Source organism: Brevibacterium sp. 'Marine', from assembly GCF_012844365.1.
Lineage (GTDB): Bacteria > Actinomycetota > Actinomycetes > Actinomycetales > Brevibacteriaceae > Brevibacterium.
Map to the genome: position 1 here is coordinate 1185178 of NZ_CP051626.1, position 19842 is coordinate 1205019.

A 19842-nucleotide genomic window follows, 5' to 3' on the forward strand; every position below is an offset into this window, starting at 1 on the left:
ATGGCAGATCTGAGGAGCGGCGAGACATTAGAAAGGGCGTCCGACGATGAGTTCGTCGGACGCCCCTGCCGGCAGAGTGCGGCAGCTCGGTCAGTCGAGCGTGGTGAGGACTCGGGGACCATCCTCGGTGATGGCGATTGTGTTCTCCGAATGGGCACCATTCGAACCGTCGGCCAGACGCAGGGTCCAGCCGTCTTTGTCGACGGACAGCTTCTTCGACGTGAACGACCACCACGGTTCGATGGCCAGGGTCAGTCCTGGTTTGAGGACCAGCCCGCGACCGCCCTTGCCGCGGTTGGGCACATGCGGATCTTCATGCATCGTGTGGCCGAGCCCGTGCCCGCCGAAGTCGAGGTTGACGGGGATGCGGTGGGCATCGGCGACGTCACCGATGGCCTTAGAGATATCGCCGAGGCGGTTGCCGGCCTGGGCGGCGCCGATGCCGGCTTCGAGGCCGGCCCAGGTGGTGTCGATGAGGCGCTGGTCCTCATCGCTGCCGTCGCCGACGACGACGGAACGGGCGGCGTCGGCGACCCAGCCGTCGATGGACACGGCGAAGTCGAGGGTGAGCAGATCGCCGTCCTTCATCACGTAGTTGTGCGGTTTGCCGTGGAGGACGCCGTCATTGACGGACAGGCAGACGACATTGCGGAAGGGGCCGGAGCCGAAGGACGGGGCGTAGTCCCAGTAGCAGGACTTCGCTCCGGCGTCCTCAATGAGCTTCCGCGCGGTCTTCTCCAGGTGCATGATGTCCATGCCCGGTTCTGCGATCGAGGTCAGCTCGGCCAAGGTCTTCGCGACGAAACGGCCGGTCACCGCCATCTTGTCGATCTCGGCGGGCGTCTTCAGCTCAATCACAGGGGTCTCCTTCAATGAGGTGCGGGGTTTCAACGGCGTTCACTGGTCCAGACTCGATTTTAGTCCTCGGCAATGCCGAAGTCGCGGCCGCACCCGGATCTGTGGGCAAGCAGACAGTCGCGCGGCGCCTCCCTCCCGACTCGCTCGGTCAAGGGTTGGCAGCAGATATCCATTCGTGGACGGGGTGATATCTGCGCCAGCCCTTGGACGAGGCAGGCGGTCGGCGACGGTTCCTCAGAGGAACTCGACGCCCTGCGCCAGCGGCAGCTCGCCGGAGTAGTTGATCGTGTTCGTGGCCGGACGCATATAGGCCTTCCACGAATCCGAACCCGACTCGCGTCCGCCGCCGGTCTCCTTCTCACCGCCGAAGGCACCGCCGATCTCCGCGCCGGAGGTGCCGATGTTGACGTTGGCGATGCCGCAGTCGGAGCGGGAGAGGAACTTCTCGGACTCGGCGAGTTCGGCAGTGAAGATCGCCGAGGACAGACCCTGCGGCACCCCGTTGTGGATCTCGAGCGCTTCATCGAGATCCGAATACGTGACGACGTAGAGGATCGGGGCGAACGTCTCCTCCTTGACCACGGCGCTCTGACTGGGCATCCGCACCACTGCCGGTTCGACGTAGTGGGCGTTCGGGCGCTCATCGGCGAGCACCCGGCCGCCTCCGCAGAGGATCTCGCCGCCCTCTGCCTCTGCTTGCTTGAGGGCTGCCTGCATCGCCTCGTACGAACCCGAATTGATGAGCGGTCCCACGAGCACTCCGTCATCGGTCGGCGATCCGATGCTCAGCGTCTTGTACGCGGCGACGACCTTGGCGACGAACTCGTCGGCGATGGACTCGTGCACGATGAGCCGTCGCAGTGTTGTGCACCTCTGACCGGCCGTTCCGGCGGCCGCGAAGACCACTCCGCGCAGTGCCAGGTCGACATCGGCGCTCGGGGCGACGATGGCGGCGTTGTTGCCGCCGAGCTCGAGCAGGATCTTGCCGAAGCGCTCGGCCACGACGGGGCCGACCTCGCGACCCATCCGCACCGATCCCGTCGCCGAGACCAGGGCCACGCGGTCATCCCGGACCATGACATCGCCGATGTCCCGGCCGCCGATGAGGACGGGCGCGAGGTTCTCCGGTGCCCCCACCTCGGCGGCGGCCCTGGCCAGCAGGGACTGTGCCCCGAGGGCTGCGAGCACGGCGTTCTCCGAGGGCTTCCACACAACCGCGTCACCGGCCACCAAGGCCAGAGCTGTGTTCCAGGAATACACGGCCACCGGGAAGTTGAACGCGGAGATGACACCGACGACGCCTAGGGGATGCCACGTCTCCATGAGCCGGTGACCCGGCCGCTCGCTGGGCATGGTCTTGCCCCACAGCTGCCGGGACTGACCGAGTGCGAACTCACAGATGTCGATCATCTCCTGCACCTCACCGGCCGCCTCGGAGGGGGTCTTGCCGGCTTCGACGGTGATGATCTTCGCCAGATCCTCCTTGTGCTCGCCGAGCAGCTGTCCCCACCGCTGCACCAGTTGCCCGCGGATCGGAGCGGGCACGTCCCGCCAGGTCTCGAACGCAGACTGGGCCGCGGCGATCTTGTTCGCCGCCGTCTGCGCGGTGTCCGCGGCGATCGTGCCGAGGTCCTGTCCCGTGATGGGGGAGCGGGCCGGAAGGCTCGCCGAGGCGGTCGATCCCTCAAGCACGGATGCGTCCACTCCGCAGGCGCTCAGCCCTGAGGTGAGGAGGTCGGTGATGGTCTGATCGGTGGGCAGTGCGGTCATTGCTGTCCTTTCGTCATCTGCTGTGTCGATCGGCCGCTTGGCCGGTCGGCGGTGTTCCGTCGTTGTTGGGGAGGTCGGGTGTGAGGGCGGGTGTGCGAGGACTCAGATCACATTGAGCTCCTTACGCAGTCCGGTGGTGGTGAAGCGTCGTTTGTCCATGGGAGTCACATCGACGAAGGGGCTGCGGCCGGTCATGAGGTCGGCGACGACCTCTCCGACGGCCGGGCCCATGAGGAAGCCGTGACCGGAGAATCCGCAGGCGTAGAAGAATCCCGGCCTCTCCTCGGCCTCGCCGATGAGCGCATTGTGGTCGGGCGTCATCTCATACAGTCCCGCCCACCCGTGTTTCGCTTCGACATCGCCGAGTTCCGGGGTGCGGGCGTCGATGTGCTCGGCCAGGGTGGCCAGCCAGTTGGGGTCGCGTTTGTCGTTGAAGGACCAGTCATCGACCTCATCGGGGCAGCCGAACAGCAGCCCGGCGCCTTCGGGGTGGACGTAGTAGCTGGTGGAGAAGTCGATCGTGAAGGGCATCCGCGAGGTGTCGAAATCGACGGGTTCGGAGACCATGATCTCCCGCCGCAGCGGCTTGACCGGCAGGTCGACCCCGGCCATGTCCCCGATGGGGCCGGACCAGGCTCCCGCCGCGACGACGACCTGTTCGCAGCTGATCGCGCCCTGATTCGTGATCACCGAGGTGGCTCTGCGATCCGTCCCGCCGCCGGTGTCGAATCCGGTGACCTCGCAGTTCTTGACCACCGTGACCCCGCGCTCGCGGGCGGCGGTGACGAAGCCTGCGACGACGGCCTCGGGGGTGCAGTGACCGTCGCCGGGGTTGAACGCCCCGGCGATCAGCCCTTCTGTGTTGACGAACGGGGCCAGCTCGGCCACCTCGGCGATGGTGAGCATCCGCGAGTCCAAGCCCATCCGCTGTTGCAGGGCGACGTTGTCGGTGAACGCGCGCACGTCGTCATCGTTGTCGAGGAGGAACAGGTAGCCGTTGCTGACCAGGTCGATGTCGACGCCGAAATCGGTCTCGAAGTTCCGCAGTACGTCGAGCCCGCGGGCGGCCAGGGCGATGTTGACCTCGTCGGAGAATTGGCAACGCACACCTCCGGCGGCCTTCGACGTCGATCCGGCTCCGGGGGTGTCGCGTTCGACGATGACGACGTCGCGGGCTCCGCGTTCGGCCAGGTGGTAGGCGATGGCCGCTCCCATGACGCCGGCGCCGATGATGACCACGGAAGCTTCGGCGGGCAGGGCTCTGGACGTGCCGGGGACCCCGTGGGTGTTAGGGGCGGTGGTCGATGCGGTGGGAGATTCCACGGTTCACCTCGCTGTCTGCTGCTGGGGCGACCGTCATTGGTCACCCCGGAAACGGAGAGTGCCGACGGCGATGTCGGCGTTTATGTCTTGACTTCATTGTGGTTGCCATCACACTTAAGGGCAAGGGAGAGTTTGTGAACACAGTGTTCAAGAAACCTAAAGACAAGGGAGTGCTGCCATGACATGGACGCTCGGACAGCTGCGCACATTCGTCGCAGTGGCCGAACTCGGGTCGATGACGCGGGCGGCCGACCACCTCGGCTACAGCGTCGGGGCCGTGTCCCAGCACATCTCAGCGCTGCGCCGAGTCGTCGATTCCGACCTGTTCCGACGTCGCGGCCGCGGGCTCGTCCTCGCCGAAGCCGGGCGCACCCTGCTGCCCAGGGCCCGGAGCATCCTCGCCGCTCAGCAGCAGGCGGAGATGGCGATGCTCGGCCGGGACTTCCGCAGCGAGGCCATCGTCACCCTCGGCGTCTTCGGGTCGGCATCGACGACGGCGCTGCCGAAGGTGGTGCGGGCGCTGGCCGAGCGTCATCCGCATATCGAAGTCCGGGCGCGGGAGATCAATGTCGAGACCATGTCGGCCGCCGTCATCGACGGAGTCATCGACTTAGGCATCGGGATCAACTACCCGGCCGCGCCGCTGCCGCCGATGCGCGGGCTGCGCTGGGAGGCGGTGGCCGTGGAGGACTTCGGCATCGTCGTCCCCGCGGGGACGTCCCGGCCGAGCGATGACGATCTGGCCGAGGCCGACTGGATCCTCCCACCGGCCGAGGAGCTCTTCGGCCGCGCGATGCGGTTGGCCACCTCGGCGCTGGGAATCAATGCGAGGGAGACCCACATCGTCACGGACACCGCGGTCGCGTTGGCACTCGCCGGAACGGGGCTCGGTCTGACCCTGGCGACGCCGATCATGATGTCGTTGGGCGGGCCCGACGTCGACCTCCACCCGGTCGCCGAGGCGGGCGGACGCGAGATCATCGTGCTGACTTCCCCGGACCCCGGCGATCCCGTCCGGGCGGTCGCCGAGGTGGTCACCGAAGTCTTCGCCTGAGATTCCGGCCTAGGATGAGGGCATGAGCTTCGACCATCAGTGGAACAAGGTACGCAGGGCCAACCCCGACCATTCGGCGAATTACGCGCAGCGGTGGCGCGATCTCGCGGCCGCCGGGCACGACATCGGCGGTGAGGCCAGGTTCGTCAACGCCATGGCTCCGCGGGGATCGCGCATCCTCGACGCCGGCTGCGGAACCGGACGGGCCGGGGGACAGCTCATCGACGAAGGACACACCGTCTTCGGCGTCGACCTCGACGAATTCCTCATCTCCGTCGCCGAGGAGGACTTCCCCAGCGGGGAATGGCACACCGGCGACCTCGCCGACTTCGATTTCGCCGGTGCCGGAATCACCGAGATCGACGTGGCCTTCTGCGCCGGAAACGTCCTGTCCTTCCTCGATCCCGCCTCGCGTCGGCAGACCCTCGGCAACATCAAATCGACCCTCAAGCACGGTGGTCGATTCGTGTCCGGCTTCGGTGCCGGACGCGGGTACGATTTCGACGACTTCATCGAGGACGTCAAAGCCACGGGGTTGTTCGTCGACCAGAAGTTCTCCACCTGGGAACTCCGTCCCTTCGAAGCTGACAGCGACTTCCTCGTCCTCATCGCCGAAAGGCTGTGAGCCGGTCGGATGGAGGATGCCGGCTACGACGACGAGCTTCTCGTCGGAATCTATGACGAGGACAACGGCGACGGACCTGACCACGACTACTTTCGTGCGATGGCTGACGATCTCTCGGCTTCATTTATCACCGACCTCGGCTGTGGAACCGGAATTCTGACTGTCACCCTCGCCAAGAAGGGACGCAGAATCGTCGGTATCGATCCTGCGGCTGCGATGCTTTCTCACGCGGCAAATCGGCCCGGCGGCGACCGGGTCGAATGGCGAATGGGCACCTCCGAACTCATTGACCGCGACGCTAATGATCTGATTCTCATGAGCGGAAACGTCGCCATGCACATCATCGACGAGGCATGGGAGACAACTCTGCTCGATATCGCTCAAGGGTTGAAGCCAGACGGGCGTCTCGTATTCGAGACCCGAAACCCACGCAACGAATCGTGGAAGGCGTGGGGCGGCCCGACTGAAGTTCGCGAGACTTCGGCGGGTACGTTGCGAGAGTCCGAATCAGTCTCGGGTCCCGACGCAGATGGAACAGTGACGATGACAACTAGTCATGAGTTCATCGGCGCCGGTCGAACCATTGAAACTGCTTTGCGACTGCGTTTCCGGTCTGCCGAAACACTGCAACGTGATCTTCACTCAGTCGGATTGCGGGTCGACAATCTGTGGAGCGATTGGCACCGGACTCCTTTCACCGGATCGGCAGAAGAACGCTTGATCATTGTGGAAGCGAGCAAAGTATTCGACTGAACAGCGGTCGATTCGCAATTGCGGCAGAATTAAGCTGGGATCGACCCGTACTGCTGATCAGCTGAAGGAGAATAACCATGATCTTCATCGTCGTGAAATATGACGTGAAACCCGAAAGCGTCGAGACGTTCCCCGAGGCCGTTCGGGCCTTCACCGAGGCGACCCGCGCCGAACCCGGCAACCTCTTCTTCGAATGGTCGAAGAGCCTGGAGAACCCGAACGAGTTCGTCCTCGTCGAGGCGTTCACCGACGAGGGCGCAGAACCACACGTCACCAGCGATCACTTCGCCGCCGGTCTCGAAGCCATGCGCCCTCATCTGGTCTCGACCCCGAAGATCATTTCCCGCAAGATCGACGGTGAGGGCTGGGACGAGATGGGTGAACTCAAGATCGACTGAACCCCTTCCAGGCCTTCATCCCGGGTCGAACGAGCACATAGACTTCTGCCATGGCGACCAAAGCGCAGAACATCGGATCGATCGAAAAGGCCCTCGGCGAACCATGGGCAGACACCCGTGGACGCCTCGAGGCGGCCGGGGGAGCGTCGGCGAGTCACAAAGAACTCGCCGACGCTCTCTATCCCCAGTTCGACGGCAGAGTCGACAACCACGGCTGGTGGGTCCAAGGCGCCGTCGTCGCCTATGAGCAGGAGATCGGCCGTCGCGTCCCCGGCCAGCGCGCCGACGGCACCTTCGACGTCGCCGTCTCCCGCACCATCCCGGGCGATCGTTCCGAACTCATCGCCAAGTTCGCCTCCCTCGTCGGCGACACCCTCAACGAGGTGGCCCTCGACGGCGATCCCCGCACCTCGGAGACGACGAAGCGCTCCTTCTGGCGAGCCAACCTCGACGGCGGCATCAAGGTCGAAGCCGCAGCCGAGACGAAGAGCGATGACAAGACGCTCTTCGTCCTCACCGCGTCCAAACTGCCCAGCCCCGAAGCCTTGGAGGAATGGCGGGCCTTCGGCAAGGACCTCCTCAAACAGCTCTGAGTCGTGCCATATTTACGTCGCCTCACCCGACGATCGGGTTCCAGACTCCGAGCATGTGAGCCGCACCGATCGCGACCGCGCAGACAGCCAGGCTGAGAAGCACCGCCACGACATCTCGGACCGCGAACCTCGACCGCCTGCGCCACGTGCGTCCGGGACGACCGAATGCCCGACCCTCCATCGCCATCGCCAGGGTCGTCGCCCGGCGGATCGAGACCACGAGCAGGACGAACACCCCGCTGAAGAGGCTGCCCGTGCGCCGCAGAAGCGAACCACCCGCGACACCCCTGGCCCTCCTCGCCATCGCCAGCACCTGCCACTCACTGACCAACAGTCCGAGCAGACGAGAGGCCGCGAGAACCGAGACCACGACGACCTCTGGCAGCCGCAGGTGCTGAATGAGCGCATCGGCGAGGTCACGCGGATCGATCGTCGATGCGAGCACGATGAGCGGGATCGCCAAGGCGAGGGCGCGGACGAAGATCGCCGCAGCCGCGGCCAGGGACCCTGTGGTGAACAGGACGGGGCCGAAGTCGACGACCACATCCCCGGTCTTCTCCGCCAACAGAGCCGTGCCCCAAGCGGCGAGCAGAGCGCCGGCGGGCAGGAACCACAGCCGCTTGGCCGCCGCCACCAGATCGAGTCCCGTCGCCGGCAGCGCCAGCACTGCTGCCAGCAGCACCACCCCCGCAGAGACCGGATCGATGCTCAGCAGCGCCCCGACCATGAGAATGAGCGCGACTGCGATCTTCGTCAGCGGATTGCACCGAGCCAAAGCGGTGGAACGCACCACGGGGATGAGCTGCCCCGGATCTTCTACGGCGGCCTCGGGGGCGGGGCGAGAATGCATATCGAGACTGTCACTCACCGCTATCACCCGCCTTGACATGCGAATCCGACTCATTGTCGCCGACTCGTGCAGCGCTGCTGCGGTCGCCGAGCTCGAGGAGATCGGCGCCGATGGCCTCGAGGAGCGCCAGATCGTGGCTGACCGCGACCACCGCGGAGCCGTGTTCCAAAGCATCGAGGAACATCTCCACCAACCCCGCCCACGTCAGCGCATCCTGACCGAAGGTCGGCTCATCGACGATGAGCACCCGGGGCCGGGGAGCCAGCATCGCCGCCACCGACAGGCGTCGCTTCTCCCCACCGGAGAGACTCTGCGGATGAGCCTGCGCCAACCCGACGAGCCCGAGCCCCTCAAGAAGCTCATCCACCCGTGCCTGCGACTCGGCGGCAGACCACCCTGCCAGCCGGGGACCCAGTTCGAGTTCGGCCGCCACGCTCGAAGTGAGGAACTGGTGGGCTGGTTCCTGGAAGACCATGCCGATGCGCGCCGCCAACTGCTTCGACGGCCACGCGAACGGTCGGGGTCGTTTGGCTCCTTCCCGCAGGGCCGCCTCGGCGAAGACCTGCCCGGAGAATTCGGGCAGCAGGCCGGCCAAGGTCAGGGCCGTGGTTGATTTGCCTGCCCCGTTGGCGCCGACGATTCCGAGCGCCTGACCGGCGCTCAGTCTCAGGTCCAAGCCGGTCGCGGCGGGGGTGGCCATGCGCGGTCGAGCAACACTGAGCCGATCTGTGCGCAGCAGAACCTCGCCGAGGCGGCCCGACGTCCCACCGCTTCCTGCGGCCCCGCCTCGGCGCGGGGTGGGGGAGTCCTGCGGAATCCAGATGCCGCAGCCGATGAGCGTTTCGGTCAGGTCCGGATCGGAGAAGATCCGCTCGGGCGGACCTTGGGCGACGATCCCGTCACGGCCGAGTACGACGACACGGTCGACGTGCTCGATCCACAGCTCGACCCGGTGTTCGACGACGAGCATGGTCGCCTGTGTCTCGGCCTGCACGGTGAGCACGGCATCGCGGACCTCGGTCGCCGAGGCGGGATCGATATTGGCGGTCGGTTCGTCGAGGACGATGACCTCCGGGGCCATCGCATGGATCCCGGCCAGAGCCAGCCGCTGCTTCTGCCCGCCGGACAGAGCGGCACTCGGATGCTCCGGGGCCAGATCGAGTCCCAAGGCCTGCAGAGATCTGGGAACCTGAGCCTCGATGACCGCGGCCGGGAGTCCGAGGTTCTCCATCCCGAACGCCACATCATCACCGATGCGGGAGAAGATCACCTGCGAATCGGGATCTTGGAGGACCAGCCCGGTGCATCCTCGGCGAGGATCCGGTTTCTCACCGCCGACGAGGAGTTCACCGGTGGCCTCACCCGATTCCTCGGGCAGGACACCGGCGACGGCGTGGAGGAACGTCGATTTCCCGGCTCCGGAGGCGCCGAGCAGCAGCACCTTCTCTCCGGCCGCGATCTCCAGGTCGAGCGGACCGACCGCCGGTGCCTCACGGTCGGTGTGCGTCCATGAGAAGCCCGCGGCCGTGATCGGCAGCGCCATCAGCGACGGCCGGAGGCGAAGGAGCTCAGAGCCCCGGTGGCCGCGATCGCCCGGTAGGCGTACCACGCGCCGATCCCGGAGATGACGAGGCCGGAGATGATCGCACAGACCGCGTAGATCGCCTGGAAGCCGAACTGCCATTCGGCGTTGTACATGATGTTCTCGCTCACGGCCATGAACGCCGCGGCCAGCACGCCCGAAGCGGCGGTGACCCACAGGGTGAAGCGTTTGTAGCCGAAAGCGGCGAAGACGAGTTCGGCACCGAGGCCCTGCAGCAGACCCGAGAGCAGAACGGTCGCCCCGAAGTGGGAGCCGAGCACGGCTTCGACGATGGCGGCGATGAGTTCGCACAGGAGCGCGGCACCGGGTTTGCGGATGATGGCACCGGCCAGCGGACCGGCCAGCACCCAGAGACCGGCGATGAGGCCGATCGACGGCGGGAATGCCTGGAAGGCGAGTTCGAGGACCTTCCAGCTCAGCGCGAGAACCCAGAAGACGAGTCCCACCGCGATGCCGAGCACGGCGGTGGTGACATAGTCGACGACCCGCCACTGCTTGGATTTCGGCGCCGCGGTGAAGGCCCGCGCGCGGGCGGGGGTGGTGGTCGGCGCGGTGGTTTCCGGCATTGTGCCTCCTCATATCAAGGAGGGGTGAAGAGTCTCGACTTCCTTCGGCGGTACTGACCGCATCAGGTTCGAGGGTCTGCAGCTTCTTCTGCACTCTCAGCGCCCCTGACGGCGCTCCCCTGTCGTAGCCACCACTGTACAACAGGTGAGCGAAGCAGCGACCGGGAGCGGAAGCGACGCGGAGGCCGGGATCCGTCATCGACGATTCACCTCCCGTTCCCTGTCTCGTCGACGGGCCTCGAACGACCAGACACTACTGATCGGTAGGAATGGGCGGGTGAACACTCAACGACTCAAGCGACCACTCAGTGCCCTGTCCGCCGCCACCCTGCTCGCCGCTCTGGTGGCGGCCCCGGTGCCCGTGCGCGCCGAACCATCTCTCGGCTCGGGCGGACCGAGTGCGACCGCGAGCCAGGACCCGACGGACACGCCCGCCGAGGCGGATGCGGGGAGTGAGGCGATCACCGACGCGGTGCTGCAGGTCGGGGCCGACTCGACGACGCGCAACCTCTCGTGGATGAGTGAGAGCTCCGGCGGGGGAGAGGTCCGGTGGGCACCGGTGAGTGAACTCGAGGGAGGTGAACTTCCCGCCGACGCGGCAGCGGCTGAGACCACGGACTCCGGTCTCGCCACCGACCTCAAACGCCACTACAACCACGCGAGCATGACCGACCTGGAACCCGACACCGACTACGCCTACCAGGTCGGCAGCGACGAGGACGGGTTCACCGAGGTGCAGCGGTTCACCACGGGATCGTCCGGAGGAGATGACGAATTCCTCGTCTTCGGCGACCCCCAGGTCGGCGCCGGAGGCGGAGATCCCGACGACGCGGCCGGTTGGGACCGGACCCTGTCCTCGGCAGTGGCCACCGCCGACGACCCGAGCTTCTTCTACTCGCTGGGAGACCAGGTCAACTCCGCCGGCAACCAGGAGCAGTATGCTCAATACCTGGCACCGGAAGCGACCCGCACGATCCCGCAGGCGACGACGATCGGCAACCACGATGTGTCTTCGAAAGCCTACGAGCAGCACTTCAACCGACCCAATGTGAGCCAGGACCACGGCGGTGGCGGCGTCATCACCTCCGGCGGCGACTACTGGTTCATCGAAGATGGAGTCCTGTTCCTCAACATCAACTCGAACAGCCCGGACGTGGATGCCCACGCCGAGTTCATCGACGAGGTCGTCGCCGAGCACGGAGACCAGGCACGCTGGACTGTTCTCGGGTTCCACCACTCGATCTATTCGACGGCAACCCATTGGGACGACATCGACGTCAAACGGCTGCGGAAGGCGATCCCTCCGGTCGCGGCCCGCAATGACATCGACCTCGTCGTCTCCGGCCATGACCACATCTTCAACCGCACCTTCCTCATGGACGGCGAAGGCAAGCGAGTGGAAGGGTCGGAAGCGGGAGCCGAGGAAGAGAAGGAAGACGGGCAGACGCTCTACCTCACGCTGACCTCCTCGTCAGGGTCGAAGTTCTATGACTACGTTCCCGGCCTCGACTGGGAAGGCAAGAGCGTCCACAACGACGTGCCCGCTTTCACCCGGGTTCGAGTCAGCGACGAAGCGCTGCGAGCGACGACCTATGAGGTGCCGGCAGGCGGGGCACCCGCCGATGGTGAGCGCGCGGAAGCTCAGGCCGCATCCGAGCAGATCGACGATGTCGAACTCAGGCGCGCCGAGGCGGAAGAACCAGCCCCGGATGACGATGCGGAGGCCGGCGCCGGTTCCGATGCCGGCTCCGACTCCGCGGCAGGTGCTGATGACGCAGGTGCAAACGATGACGCCGACAGTGCAGGAACGAGCGACGACGCAGACGCAGGTTCCGAGGATGCCGGAACCAGCGACGACGTGGACGCAGGTGCCGATGGCCCGAGTGCAGATGCCGACGCTGGTACGGGCGGCACCGCCTCCGACAGCGCCAGCTCCGACGGTGCTGCCTCGGGTGATGTCGGGTCTGACGGTACCGACGACGGCAACGGATTCGATGCCGGCACGGCAGATGCCGGCACTGCCGACTCCGGCTCCGAGGCAGATGCAGCCGAGGCGAACGCCGTAGGAACGGGCGATGATTCGGATTCCTCCGGGACCGCCTCGGCGAGTGGGGATGGAGACCTGCCCCGCACCGGCGGTGGGCTCGCACTACCCTTGGCCGTCGGCGCGGGAGCGCTGGCACTCGGCGCGACACTTCTCTTGGTGAGCCGTCGCCGTCGAGGTGCCGGGCTCGGCTGATCAGCACTTCCTGGCTGATCAGCACGGCGCTGCCGATCAGCTCGGAACCACCATGATCGGTCCTTCTGCATGGTTGAGGACTCCGCGCGAGACCGATCCCAGCAGAGCGCTGCGGATCCGCCCGCGCCCGCGGGTGCCCAACACGGTCAGCTGAGCGCGGGAGCTGATCTCGACGAGGGTCTCGGTCGGATCGCCGACCGGCACCGAGGTGGTCACCGTCAGATCCGGGAACTGCTCGGACAGCGTCGCGGCCTCCTTCTCCAGACCTTCGGCCAGCTGCTTCTGCCGACGCGCGGTGACCTCGGAGCTGAGTTCGAGATCGGGGTACCAATAGAGCCACTCCTCACCGGCCGGCAGCACCACGACGAGTTCGAGCTCCGCTCCGCGTAGGGTCGCCTCGGCGGCTGCCGTGAACATGGCGACCCGACTGGTCTCGGACCCGTCGACGGCGACGACCACCGGGTCTGTGTCCGCAGATGCTGAAGTCGACCGTTCGGGAACAACGATCGTCGGGCAGTGAGCGTGGGCAGGCAGAGCCGTGGACACGGAGCCGAGGACGCGGCCCATGAAGCCGCCGCGCCCGCGGGCACCGACGATGACGACCTCGGCATCGGCGCTGAGCGTGACGAGCGCACCGGCGGAGTTGCCGGGCGCCGTGCGGAAGGACGTCTCACCGGAGTAGTCGCGCAGAAGGTCGACCGCCTCGGCGAGGGTCTTCTCTGCTTTCGTCTTCGCCTTGTCATCCTCGGGCTCGCTGGGGATGGAGGCCATATTCGGGTAGATCATCGTCGGCAGCTCATAGGCGGTGACGACGGTGAGAACGGTTCTGCGTCGTTCGGCCTCGACTGAGCCGTAGCGGACGGCTTGGGCGGCGAGTTCGGAGCCGTCGAAGCCGACGAGGACGCCGAGTTCGAGGTTCAGGCCGGATTCGGACGGATTGGATTGAGCAGACATCTCGCACCTCTCGATCGGGGCCTGGTCAACCCTGACGCCGACGACGGCCCCGACAGGCGGTATCGTCCGCGTCGCCTTCAGTCTACCAAGTAGGTTCTACGGGCTGTAGAAAAAGTCCGGAGGTGAGAAGCTTCGTCTCATCCGGGCGCGCTCGTGGCTCAGACGCGGAAGCCCAGGTGGGCCAGCGCGATGCGCAGAATATGGTCCTGGCCGTAGCAGAGCTCGCCGACGATATCGGGGCGCAGAGTCTCCTCGGGGGTCAGCCAATCGAGGCTGAGGGCATCGGCCCGCGGAGTGCATTCGCCGCGGACCTCCATGATGAAGCACATGGCGATCGCGTGCTGGCGCGGATCATGGAGAAGCGCCGAACCCTCGGTGGGGAAGTATTCGGCGATGTGGAACGGGCTGATCGCCGGCGGAATGACCGGCAGCGCCATCGGGCCGAGGTCGTTCTCGGCGTGACGCACCAGCGCCGTGCGGATCGTCTCATGGAAGCGGATCCGCCCGCCCACGACCTCCCGCCCGAGGGTGCCGTCCTCGAGGCTGCGCAGCAGCAGGCCGATGCGTTCGACGTTGCCGGTCTCGCTCACCCGCACCGGGATGGCGTTGACATAGGGGATCGGCATGCGTCTGCGCAGGCGCGCATATTCCGCGTCGTCGAACCAGTTCTCGTCGAAGTCCAGGGCAGTCCGAGTCATGACCCAATATTCCCACAACCATCCCTCGCGGCAGAAGAGCATGGAGACCCCGTTGGTGAACTGGGACACGCTTCGGGTAAAATATCTTGATGTCGAGATAAATTTCCGACCGGCAGGGACCTGTCGAGTGACGTGGCCTACAGTTGTGTCAGCACTATGTGACCATTTCCGGTCAAGGACTATGAAGGGGTATCCATGATCAATCATGAAGTCCGCACCTACAAGAGCTCAGAGAACCTGGCTCGCGAAGATCAGCTCGCATGGAAGATCGCCGAGGTCGCATCCGACCCGACGCCGGTCGATTCCGAAGTTACCGAAATGGTCATCAACCGCGTCATCGACAACGCTTCTGTGGCTGCCGCATCCGTGCGTCGCTCCGCTCCGACCCATGCTCGCGAACAGGCCCAGGCCCACCCGTTCAATCCCGGTGCCAACATCTTCGGTCTGCCGGTGAGCGACCGCTTCTCACCGGAATGGGCCGCTTGGGCCAACGGTGTGGCCGTGCGCGAACTCGATTTCCACGACACCTTCCTCGCCGCAGAGTACTCGCACCCCGGTGACAACATCCCGGCCGTGCTCGCAGTCGCCCAGCACAAGGGCATCGGCGGCAAAGACCTCATCAACGGTGTGGCCACCGGCTACGAGATCCAGGTCGACCTCGTCAAGGGAATGTGCCTGCACGAGCACAAGATCGACCATGTCGCCCACCTCGGCCCCTCGGCCGCAGCTGGTATCGGCGCAATGCTCCGCCTGCCCACGGAGGTCACCTTCCAGGCCGTCCAGCAGGCACTGCACGTGACGACGGCGACCCGTCAGTCGCGCAAGGGCGAGATCTCGTCCTGGAAGGCCCACGCTCCGGCGTTCGCCGGCAAGATGGCCGTCGAATCCGTCGACCGTGCCATGCGCGGCGAGGGCGCCCCGAACCCGATCTACGAAGGCGAGGACGGCTTCATCGCCTGGATCCTCTCCGGCCCCGAAGCCCGCTACACCATCCCGCTGCCGGGCAAGGGCGAAGCGAAGCGCGCGATCCTCGACACCTACACCAAGGAGCACTCGGCCGAATATCAGGCCCAGGCGCTCATCGACCTCGCCCGCAAGCTCGGCGGACAGATCGAGGACCTGACGAAGATCAAGCGCATCGTCATCCACACCTCGCACCACACCCACAACGTCATCGGCACCGGTGCGAACGATCCGCAGAAGATGGATCCTCGTGCCAGCCGCGAGACCCTCGACCACTCGATCATGTACATCTTCGCCGTGGCCATGCAGGACCAGGGCTGGCACCACGAGCACTCCTATGCCCCCGAGCGCGCCGGTCGTCCCGACACGGTCGAACTGTGGCACAAGATCGAGACCACCGAGGATCCCGAGTGGACCCGCCGCTACCACTCGATCGACCCCAACGAGAAGGCCTTCGGCGGACGCGTGGAGATCGAATTCGAAGACGGCTCGACGCTGACCGACGAGATCGCCGTCGCCGACGCCCACCCGTTCGGTGCCCGTCCCTTCGCCCGTGCGAACTACATCGAGAAGTTCAAGACCCTGGCCGAGGGCATCGTCTCCGACTCGGAGCAGACTCGCTTCCTCGATCTGGCCGAGAACCTCGAGAGCCTCGACGCCAAGGGCGTTGCCGAACTGAGCTTCGTCGTCGACGGACTCGAGCACAGCGGATCGAAGGGCATCTTCTGATGCTCGGCGCACAGGCAACCCCCGCCGAGCGCCGCGCCACGTTCCGCGAGCTGCTCGCAGGCGACGAGATCGTCCAGTTCCCCGGCGCCATCAACCCGATCAATGCTCAGCTGATCGAGCAGACCGGATTCGAAGGCGTCTACATCTCCGGCGGCGCGTTCTCCGCGGCTATGGGCCTGCCCGACATCGGGCTGACCACGCTCACCGAGGTGGCCGACCACGGACGCAATATCGCCCGAGTGACGAACCTGCCGACCTTCATCGACGCCGACACCGGATGGGGCGAAGCCATGAACGTGGCCCGCACCGTCCAGGAGTTCGAGGACGCCGGAATCTCGGGCATGCACCTGGAAGACCAGGTCAACCCGAAGCGCTGCGGCCACCTCGACGGCAAGGAGGTCGTGACCGCGGCCGAGATGTCCAAGCGCATCAAGGCCGCCGTCAAGGGACGCCGCGACGAGAACTTCGTCATCTGCGCCCGCACCGACTCCCGCGCTGGGGAAGGTCTCGACGCCGCCATCGACCGGGCGAAGGCCTACGCCGATGCGGGAGCAGACATGATCTTCCCCGAGGCGATGCGAGATCTCGGAGAGTTCGAGAGATTCGCCTCGGCCGTCGACGTGCCGATCCTGGCGAACATGACGGAATTCGGAAAGAGCGAACTGTTCACCACCGAACAGTTGGCGAATGTCGGAGTCAAACTAGTGATCTACCCGGTCACGACTCTGCGCATCGCCATGGGTGCGATCAAATCGGGCCTGCAGACCATTCGGGACAAGGGCACTCAGGTGGACCTGCTCGAGGGCATGCAGACCCGTGCGGACCTGTATGACACGATCGACTACTCGGCGTACAACGAGTTCGACGCCGCAGTATTCAACTTCTCACAGGAGGGTCACCAGTGACCGAAGAAATCAAGAAGGGCCTCGCCGGTGTCGTGGTCGACACCACCGCAGTGTCCAAAGTGGTCCAGGAGACCAACTCGCTGACCTACCGCGGCTACCCCGTGCAGGAGCTCGCCGCCAAGCGCAGCTTCGAAGACGTCGCCTACCTCATCTGGAACGGCGAACTGCCCACCGAGGCGCAGCTGGCAGAATTCCAGGAACGCGAACGCTCCCAGCGTGAGATCGACAGCAAGCTCGTCGACCTCATTCTCGGCCTGCCCAAGGACTGCCACCCGATGCACGTCGTGCAGACGGCCGTGGCCTACCTGGGTGCCGTCGACCCCGAGGCCGACACCGAGGGCGCCGAGGCGAACCTCGCGAAGGCCGAGCGTCTCTACGCCCAGCTGCCGACGATCGTGGCCATCGACCACCGTCGTCGTCACGGCCTCGACCCGATCGCCCCGACGAAGGACCTCGGCTACGCCGCGAACTTCTTCAAGATGGTCTTCGACGAAGTTCCCGCCGAGGAAGTCGTGCGCTGCTTCGACGTGTCGATGATCCTCTACGCCGAGCACTCGTTCAACGCCTCGACCTTCACCGGTCGCGTCATCACCTCGACCACATCGGACCTGTACTCGGCGGTCGCCGGTGCCATCGGCGCGCTCAAGGGTCCGCTGCACGGCGGAGCGAACGAAGCCGTCATGGCGATGCTCGAAGAGGTCGGCACCGCCGACAAGGCTTCGGCCTGGATCGACGAGGCACTGGCCAAGAAGGCGAAGATCATGGGCTTCGGCCACCGCGTGTACAAGAACGGCGATTCGCGCGTTCCCACCATGCGCAGGGCCTTCGAGGACATGGTCGCCGTCAAGGGTGCGAACGATCTGCTCGATCTGTACAACACCTTCGAAGAGGACTTCGTCGGGCGCAAGGGCATCTACCCGAACCTCGACTACCCCTCGGGCCCGGCCTACCACCTCATGGGCTTCGACACCGACCAGTTCACCCCGATCTTCGTGATGGCCCGCATCACCGGCTGGACCGCTCATATCTTCGAGCAGCAGGCGAACAACGCTCTCATCCGTCCCCTGAGCGCCTACGACGGTGAGGACCAGCGCGAGGTTCCCGACAACCGGGGCTGACCTCTCGAAAGGCAGAACACACATATGAGACCAGACGGTTCATACCGTCCGGTCGATCTCGAGGGTTTCGACTTCACCGTCTCCGGCGGGGTCGGAACCCTCGTCATTGATCGGACCGAGAAACGCAATGCGATCTCCCGGCCCATGTGGCGGGCGCTGCCGCAGATCATCGCGAACGTCGATGCCGACGATTCGATCGGCGCGCTGGTGATCACAGGGGCCGGCGGACATTTCTCCGCCGGTTCGGACATCGCCGACCTCAATGTGCCGCTCGACGATTTCTGGGAACTCAACTCCACCGCCGAGGCGGCCCTGGCGAACTCGCGGACACCGACGATCGCCGCCATCACCGGCAACTGCGTGGGCGGGGGAACGGAGATCGCCGCGGCCTGCGATATCCGCATCGCCGCCCCCGGATCGATCTTCGGCGTCACCGCAGCAAAGCTCGGACTCGTCTACCCGGCCGGACCCACGAAGCGACTGGCTCGAATCCTCGGTGATGCCTGGGCGAGGTATCTGCTCATCACGGCCTCGATCGTGAAGTTCGAGACGATGGCCGAACTCGGCTTCTTCCACGAGGTCTCCGACACCCCATCGGAGACCGCGCAGGCTCTGGGGGAGCGGATCGTGGGACTGTCCCGACTCAGCCAGGTCGGAGCCAAGGCGATCCTCGACGGTGATCTGACCGAGGGCACACGGCCGCCTCGGTGGCTCGATGATGCCTACCGTGCAGAGATCACCCGCGGCCAGGAGGCGTTCTTCGCCAAGGAACCGCCGGAATTCGGTTTCACCAAATCTGCTTGGCAGAACGGTTCCTGAGTTCGTGGGCAAGGAGTCCCGAGGAGAGGATAAACTGAGCGAATGCGCCTAGCAGTCCTCGATATCGGCTCCAACAGCGTCCACCTCCTGGTCGTCGACGCCCACGTCGGAGCACCGCCCCTGCCGGCCACCTCGCACAAGGAGGTGCTCCGGCTCGCCGAATACTTGAGCGACGACGGTTCGATCGATGCAGAAGGTCAGGAACGACTGCGTTCCTTCATCGCCGATGCCGTCGAGATCGCCGAAGACCAAGGGGCGGAGCAGATCCTCGCATTCGCCACCTCGGCGGTCAGGGAAGCCCCGAACGGGGTCGGCCTCATCGAATCGATCAACGCCCAGCTCGGGGTCACCCTCAACGTCATGTCCGGCCGTGACGAAGCCCGCGTGACCTTCCTCGCCGCCCGCCGCTGGTTCGGGTGGTCGGCCGGGAAGATCCTGCTGCTCGACATCGGCGGCGGTTCATTGGAGATCGCGGCAGGCCAGGACGAATACCCACAGGCAGCCGTGTCGGTTCCGCTCGGAGCCGGACGCACCTATTCGGATTTCCTCCCTGACCCGGTGCCCACTGCAGACGACATCCACCGCCTGCGCAAGCATGCCCGGGCGCAGATCGGACGCATCGCCGGCGACATCAACAGGGTCGGAGTGCCCGACCAGGTCGTCGGGTCATCGAAGACCTTCCGCTCCCTGGCCCGCATCGCCGGCGCCGCCCCCAGCGGAGACGGAATCTACGCTCCGCGCAAGCTCTTCCGCCGCGACCTCGACGGCATCATCGATACCCTCGCCTCCCGCACACCCGAGGAACGGGCAACCCTTCCGGGCGTGTCCGAAGCTCGTGCCGGTCAGGTGCTGGCCGGAGCGATCGTCGCCGAGGCGGCCTTCACGATCTTCGACATCGGCGTCATGAACATCTCCCCATGGGCACTGCGTGAAGGCATCATCATGCGCAAACTCGACCTCCTCGACTCGGCCGAGCAGTCCTCGGCGATGCGCGTCGAGCCTGTCGCTGCCCTGGACTGAGTCA

General features: G+C 65.7%; 19 protein-coding genes and 1 riboswitch. Of the genes, 11 read left to right on the plus strand and 8 right to left on the minus strand.

Annotated elements, in window-relative coordinates; translation table 11 throughout:
- Nucleotides 1-90 precede the first annotated feature (90 nt).
- From map to HF684_RS05160, 3 genes are all read right to left on the minus strand, one after another.
- On the minus strand, nucleotides 91-858 hold the full coding sequence (map, locus tag HF684_RS05150) for a type I methionyl aminopeptidase (RefSeq protein ID WP_169251636.1): 768 nt from the start codon (nucleotides 856-858) through the stop codon (nucleotides 91-93).
- Between the two features lie 234 nt (nucleotides 859-1092).
- On the minus strand, nucleotides 1093-2628 hold the full coding sequence (locus HF684_RS05155; RefSeq protein ID WP_169251637.1) for an aldehyde dehydrogenase family protein: 1536 nt from the start codon (nucleotides 2626-2628) through the stop codon (nucleotides 1093-1095).
- Between the two features lie 102 nt (nucleotides 2629-2730).
- Nucleotides 2731-3951: an FAD-binding oxidoreductase gene (locus HF684_RS05160; RefSeq protein ID WP_248279122.1), complete on the minus strand. Its 1221-nt coding sequence runs from the start codon at nucleotides 3949-3951 to the stop codon at nucleotides 2731-2733.
- Nucleotides 3952-4129: 178 nt separating this feature from the next.
- Here HF684_RS05160 and HF684_RS05165 point away from each other — a divergent pair, with 178 nt between their 5' ends.
- The 5 genes from HF684_RS05165 to HF684_RS05185 all read left to right on the plus strand — a co-directional run bounded on the left by HF684_RS05165 (nucleotide 4130) and on the right by HF684_RS05185 (nucleotide 7374).
- Nucleotides 4130-5005 carry a LysR family transcriptional regulator gene (locus tag HF684_RS05165; RefSeq protein ID WP_169251638.1) on the plus strand — a complete coding sequence of 292 codons (876 nt, stop codon included), beginning with the start codon at nucleotides 4130-4132 and terminating at the stop codon, nucleotides 5003-5005.
- A 22-nt stretch (nucleotides 5006-5027) separates the two neighbouring features.
- On the plus strand, nucleotides 5028-5630 hold the full coding sequence (locus HF684_RS05170) for a class I SAM-dependent methyltransferase (protein WP_169251639.1): 603 nt from the start codon (nucleotides 5028-5030) through the stop codon (nucleotides 5628-5630).
- Nucleotides 5631-5639: 9 nt separating this feature from the next.
- Nucleotides 5640-6383 (plus strand): class I SAM-dependent methyltransferase, encoded by a 744-nt coding sequence (locus tag HF684_RS05175; RefSeq protein WP_169251640.1) that lies wholly within the window; start codon nucleotides 5640-5642, stop codon nucleotides 6381-6383.
- A gap of 77 nt (nucleotides 6384-6460) precedes the next feature.
- Nucleotides 6461-6781: a putative quinol monooxygenase gene (locus HF684_RS05180; RefSeq protein ID WP_101555848.1), complete on the plus strand. Its 321-nt coding sequence runs from the start codon at nucleotides 6461-6463 to the stop codon at nucleotides 6779-6781.
- A gap of 50 nt (nucleotides 6782-6831) precedes the next feature.
- Nucleotides 6832-7374, plus strand: coding sequence for a hypothetical protein (locus HF684_RS05185; protein WP_169251641.1), 543 nt, complete (start codon nucleotides 6832-6834; stop codon nucleotides 7372-7374).
- A 22-nt stretch (nucleotides 7375-7396) separates the two neighbouring features.
- Here HF684_RS05185 and HF684_RS05190 read toward each other — a convergent pair whose 3' ends face one another.
- From HF684_RS05190 to HF684_RS05200, 3 genes are read right to left on the minus strand one after another with little or no spacing between them, the layout of a single operon-like run.
- Nucleotides 7397-8224, minus strand: a complete 828-nt coding sequence (locus tag HF684_RS05190) for an energy-coupling factor transporter transmembrane component T (protein WP_169251642.1) — start codon at nucleotides 8222-8224, stop codon at nucleotides 7397-7399.
- A 10-nt stretch (nucleotides 8225-8234) separates the two neighbouring features.
- Nucleotides 8235-9767 carry an ATP-binding cassette domain-containing protein gene (locus tag HF684_RS05195; protein ID WP_169251643.1) on the minus strand — a complete coding sequence of 511 codons (1533 nt, stop codon included), beginning with the start codon at nucleotides 9765-9767 and terminating at the stop codon, nucleotides 8235-8237.
- Entirely contained in the window at nucleotides 9767-10393 is a 627-nt protein-coding gene (locus HF684_RS05200) for an ECF transporter S component (RefSeq protein ID WP_169251644.1), read from the minus strand. Before HF684_RS05200 ends, HF684_RS05195 begins: the two co-directional genes overlap by 1 nt.
- A 22-nt stretch (nucleotides 10394-10415) precedes the next feature.
- A riboswitch (TPP riboswitch) is annotated at nucleotides 10416-10524 on the minus strand.
- Nucleotides 10525-10670: 146 nt separating this feature from the next.
- Between HF684_RS05200 and HF684_RS05205 the strand changes: the two genes are divergently transcribed.
- Nucleotides 10671-12632 (plus strand): FN3 domain-containing metallophosphoesterase family protein, encoded by a 1962-nt coding sequence (locus tag HF684_RS05205; protein WP_169251645.1) that lies wholly within the window; start codon nucleotides 10671-10673, stop codon nucleotides 12630-12632.
- 36 nt (nucleotides 12633-12668) lie between these two features.
- On the opposite strand, the gene HF684_RS05210 is transcribed toward HF684_RS05205, so the two are convergent.
- Entirely contained in the window at nucleotides 12669-13586 is a 918-nt protein-coding gene (locus HF684_RS05210; RefSeq protein WP_169251646.1) for a universal stress protein, read from the minus strand.
- A 158-nt stretch (nucleotides 13587-13744) separates the two neighbouring features.
- A complete protein-coding gene (locus HF684_RS05215; protein ID WP_169251647.1) occupies nucleotides 13745-14284 on the minus strand; it encodes a DUF4916 domain-containing protein in 540 nt (179 codons plus the stop codon).
- A gap of 195 nt (nucleotides 14285-14479) precedes the next feature.
- On the opposite strand from HF684_RS05215, the gene HF684_RS05220 reads away from it, so the two are divergent.
- The 5 genes from HF684_RS05220 to HF684_RS05240 are packed head-to-tail and all read left to right on the plus strand — an operon-like array spanning nucleotide 14480 to nucleotide 19838.
- On the plus strand, nucleotides 14480-15976 hold the full coding sequence (locus HF684_RS05220; protein WP_169251648.1) for an MmgE/PrpD family protein: 1497 nt from the start codon (nucleotides 14480-14482) through the stop codon (nucleotides 15974-15976).
- Complete coding sequence (prpB, locus tag HF684_RS05225) at nucleotides 15976-16881, plus strand: methylisocitrate lyase (RefSeq protein ID WP_025777995.1); 906 nt, start codon at nucleotides 15976-15978, stop codon at nucleotides 16879-16881. The genes HF684_RS05220 and prpB overlap by 1 nt, the downstream gene beginning before the upstream one ends.
- The gene (locus HF684_RS05230) at nucleotides 16878-17999 is read left to right on the plus strand and encodes a bifunctional 2-methylcitrate synthase/citrate synthase (protein WP_169251649.1); all 1122 of its coding nucleotides are present in this window, start codon (nucleotides 16878-16880) and stop codon (nucleotides 17997-17999) included. Before prpB ends, HF684_RS05230 begins: the two co-directional genes overlap by 4 nt.
- 24 nt (nucleotides 18000-18023) lie before the next feature.
- A complete protein-coding gene (locus tag HF684_RS05235) occupies nucleotides 18024-18818 on the plus strand; it encodes an enoyl-CoA hydratase/isomerase family protein (RefSeq protein ID WP_169251650.1) in 795 nt (264 codons plus the stop codon).
- Between the two features lie 42 nt (nucleotides 18819-18860).
- The gene (locus HF684_RS05240) at nucleotides 18861-19838 is read left to right on the plus strand and encodes a Ppx/GppA phosphatase family protein (RefSeq protein ID WP_169251651.1); all 978 of its coding nucleotides are present in this window, start codon (nucleotides 18861-18863) and stop codon (nucleotides 19836-19838) included.
- Nucleotides 19839-19842: the final 4 nt, after the last annotated feature.

What these genes read in the sequence shown, in the direction of transcription:
- HF684_RS05155 (WP_169251637.1), bottom strand. Translation starts at nt 2,628, where the DNA reads ATGACCGCACTGCCCACCGATCAGACCATCACCGACCTCCTCACCTCA.
- HF684_RS05165 (WP_169251638.1), top strand. Translation starts at nt 4,130, where the DNA reads ATGACATGGACGCTCGGACAGCTGCGCACATTCGTCGCAGTGGCCGAA.
- HF684_RS05170 (WP_169251639.1), top strand. Translation starts at nt 5,028, where the DNA reads ATGAGCTTCGACCATCAGTGGAACAAGGTACGCAGGGCCAACCCCGAC.
- HF684_RS05175 (WP_169251640.1), top strand. Translation starts at nt 5,640, where the DNA reads ATGGAGGATGCCGGCTACGACGACGAGCTTCTCGTCGGAATCTATGAC.
- HF684_RS05180 (WP_101555848.1), top strand. Translation starts at nt 6,461, where the DNA reads ATGATCTTCATCGTCGTGAAATATGACGTGAAACCCGAAAGCGTCGAG.
- HF684_RS05185 (WP_169251641.1), top strand. Translation starts at nt 6,832, where the DNA reads ATGGCGACCAAAGCGCAGAACATCGGATCGATCGAAAAGGCCCTCGGC.
- HF684_RS05190 (WP_169251642.1), bottom strand. Translation starts at nt 8,224, where the DNA reads ATGCATTCTCGCCCCGCCCCCGAGGCCGCCGTAGAAGATCCGGGGCAG.
- HF684_RS05195 (WP_169251643.1), bottom strand. Translation starts at nt 9,767, where the DNA reads ATGGCGCTGCCGATCACGGCCGCGGGCTTCTCATGGACGCACACCGAC.
- HF684_RS05200 (WP_169251644.1), bottom strand. Translation starts at nt 10,393, where the DNA reads ATGCCGGAAACCACCGCGCCGACCACCACCCCCGCCCGCGCGCGGGCC.
- HF684_RS05210 (WP_169251646.1), bottom strand. Translation starts at nt 13,586, where the DNA reads ATGTCTGCTCAATCCAATCCGTCCGAATCCGGCCTGAACCTCGAACTC.
- HF684_RS05215 (WP_169251647.1), bottom strand. Translation starts at nt 14,284, where the DNA reads ATGACTCGGACTGCCCTGGACTTCGACGAGAACTGGTTCGACGACGCG.
- HF684_RS05220 (WP_169251648.1), top strand. Translation starts at nt 14,480, where the DNA reads ATGATCAATCATGAAGTCCGCACCTACAAGAGCTCAGAGAACCTGGCT.
- prpB (WP_025777995.1), top strand. Translation starts at nt 15,976, where the DNA reads ATGCTCGGCGCACAGGCAACCCCCGCCGAGCGCCGCGCCACGTTCCGC.
- HF684_RS05235 (WP_169251650.1), top strand. Translation starts at nt 18,024, where the DNA reads ATGAGACCAGACGGTTCATACCGTCCGGTCGATCTCGAGGGTTTCGAC.
- HF684_RS05240 (WP_169251651.1), top strand. Translation starts at nt 18,861, where the DNA reads ATGCGCCTAGCAGTCCTCGATATCGGCTCCAACAGCGTCCACCTCCTG.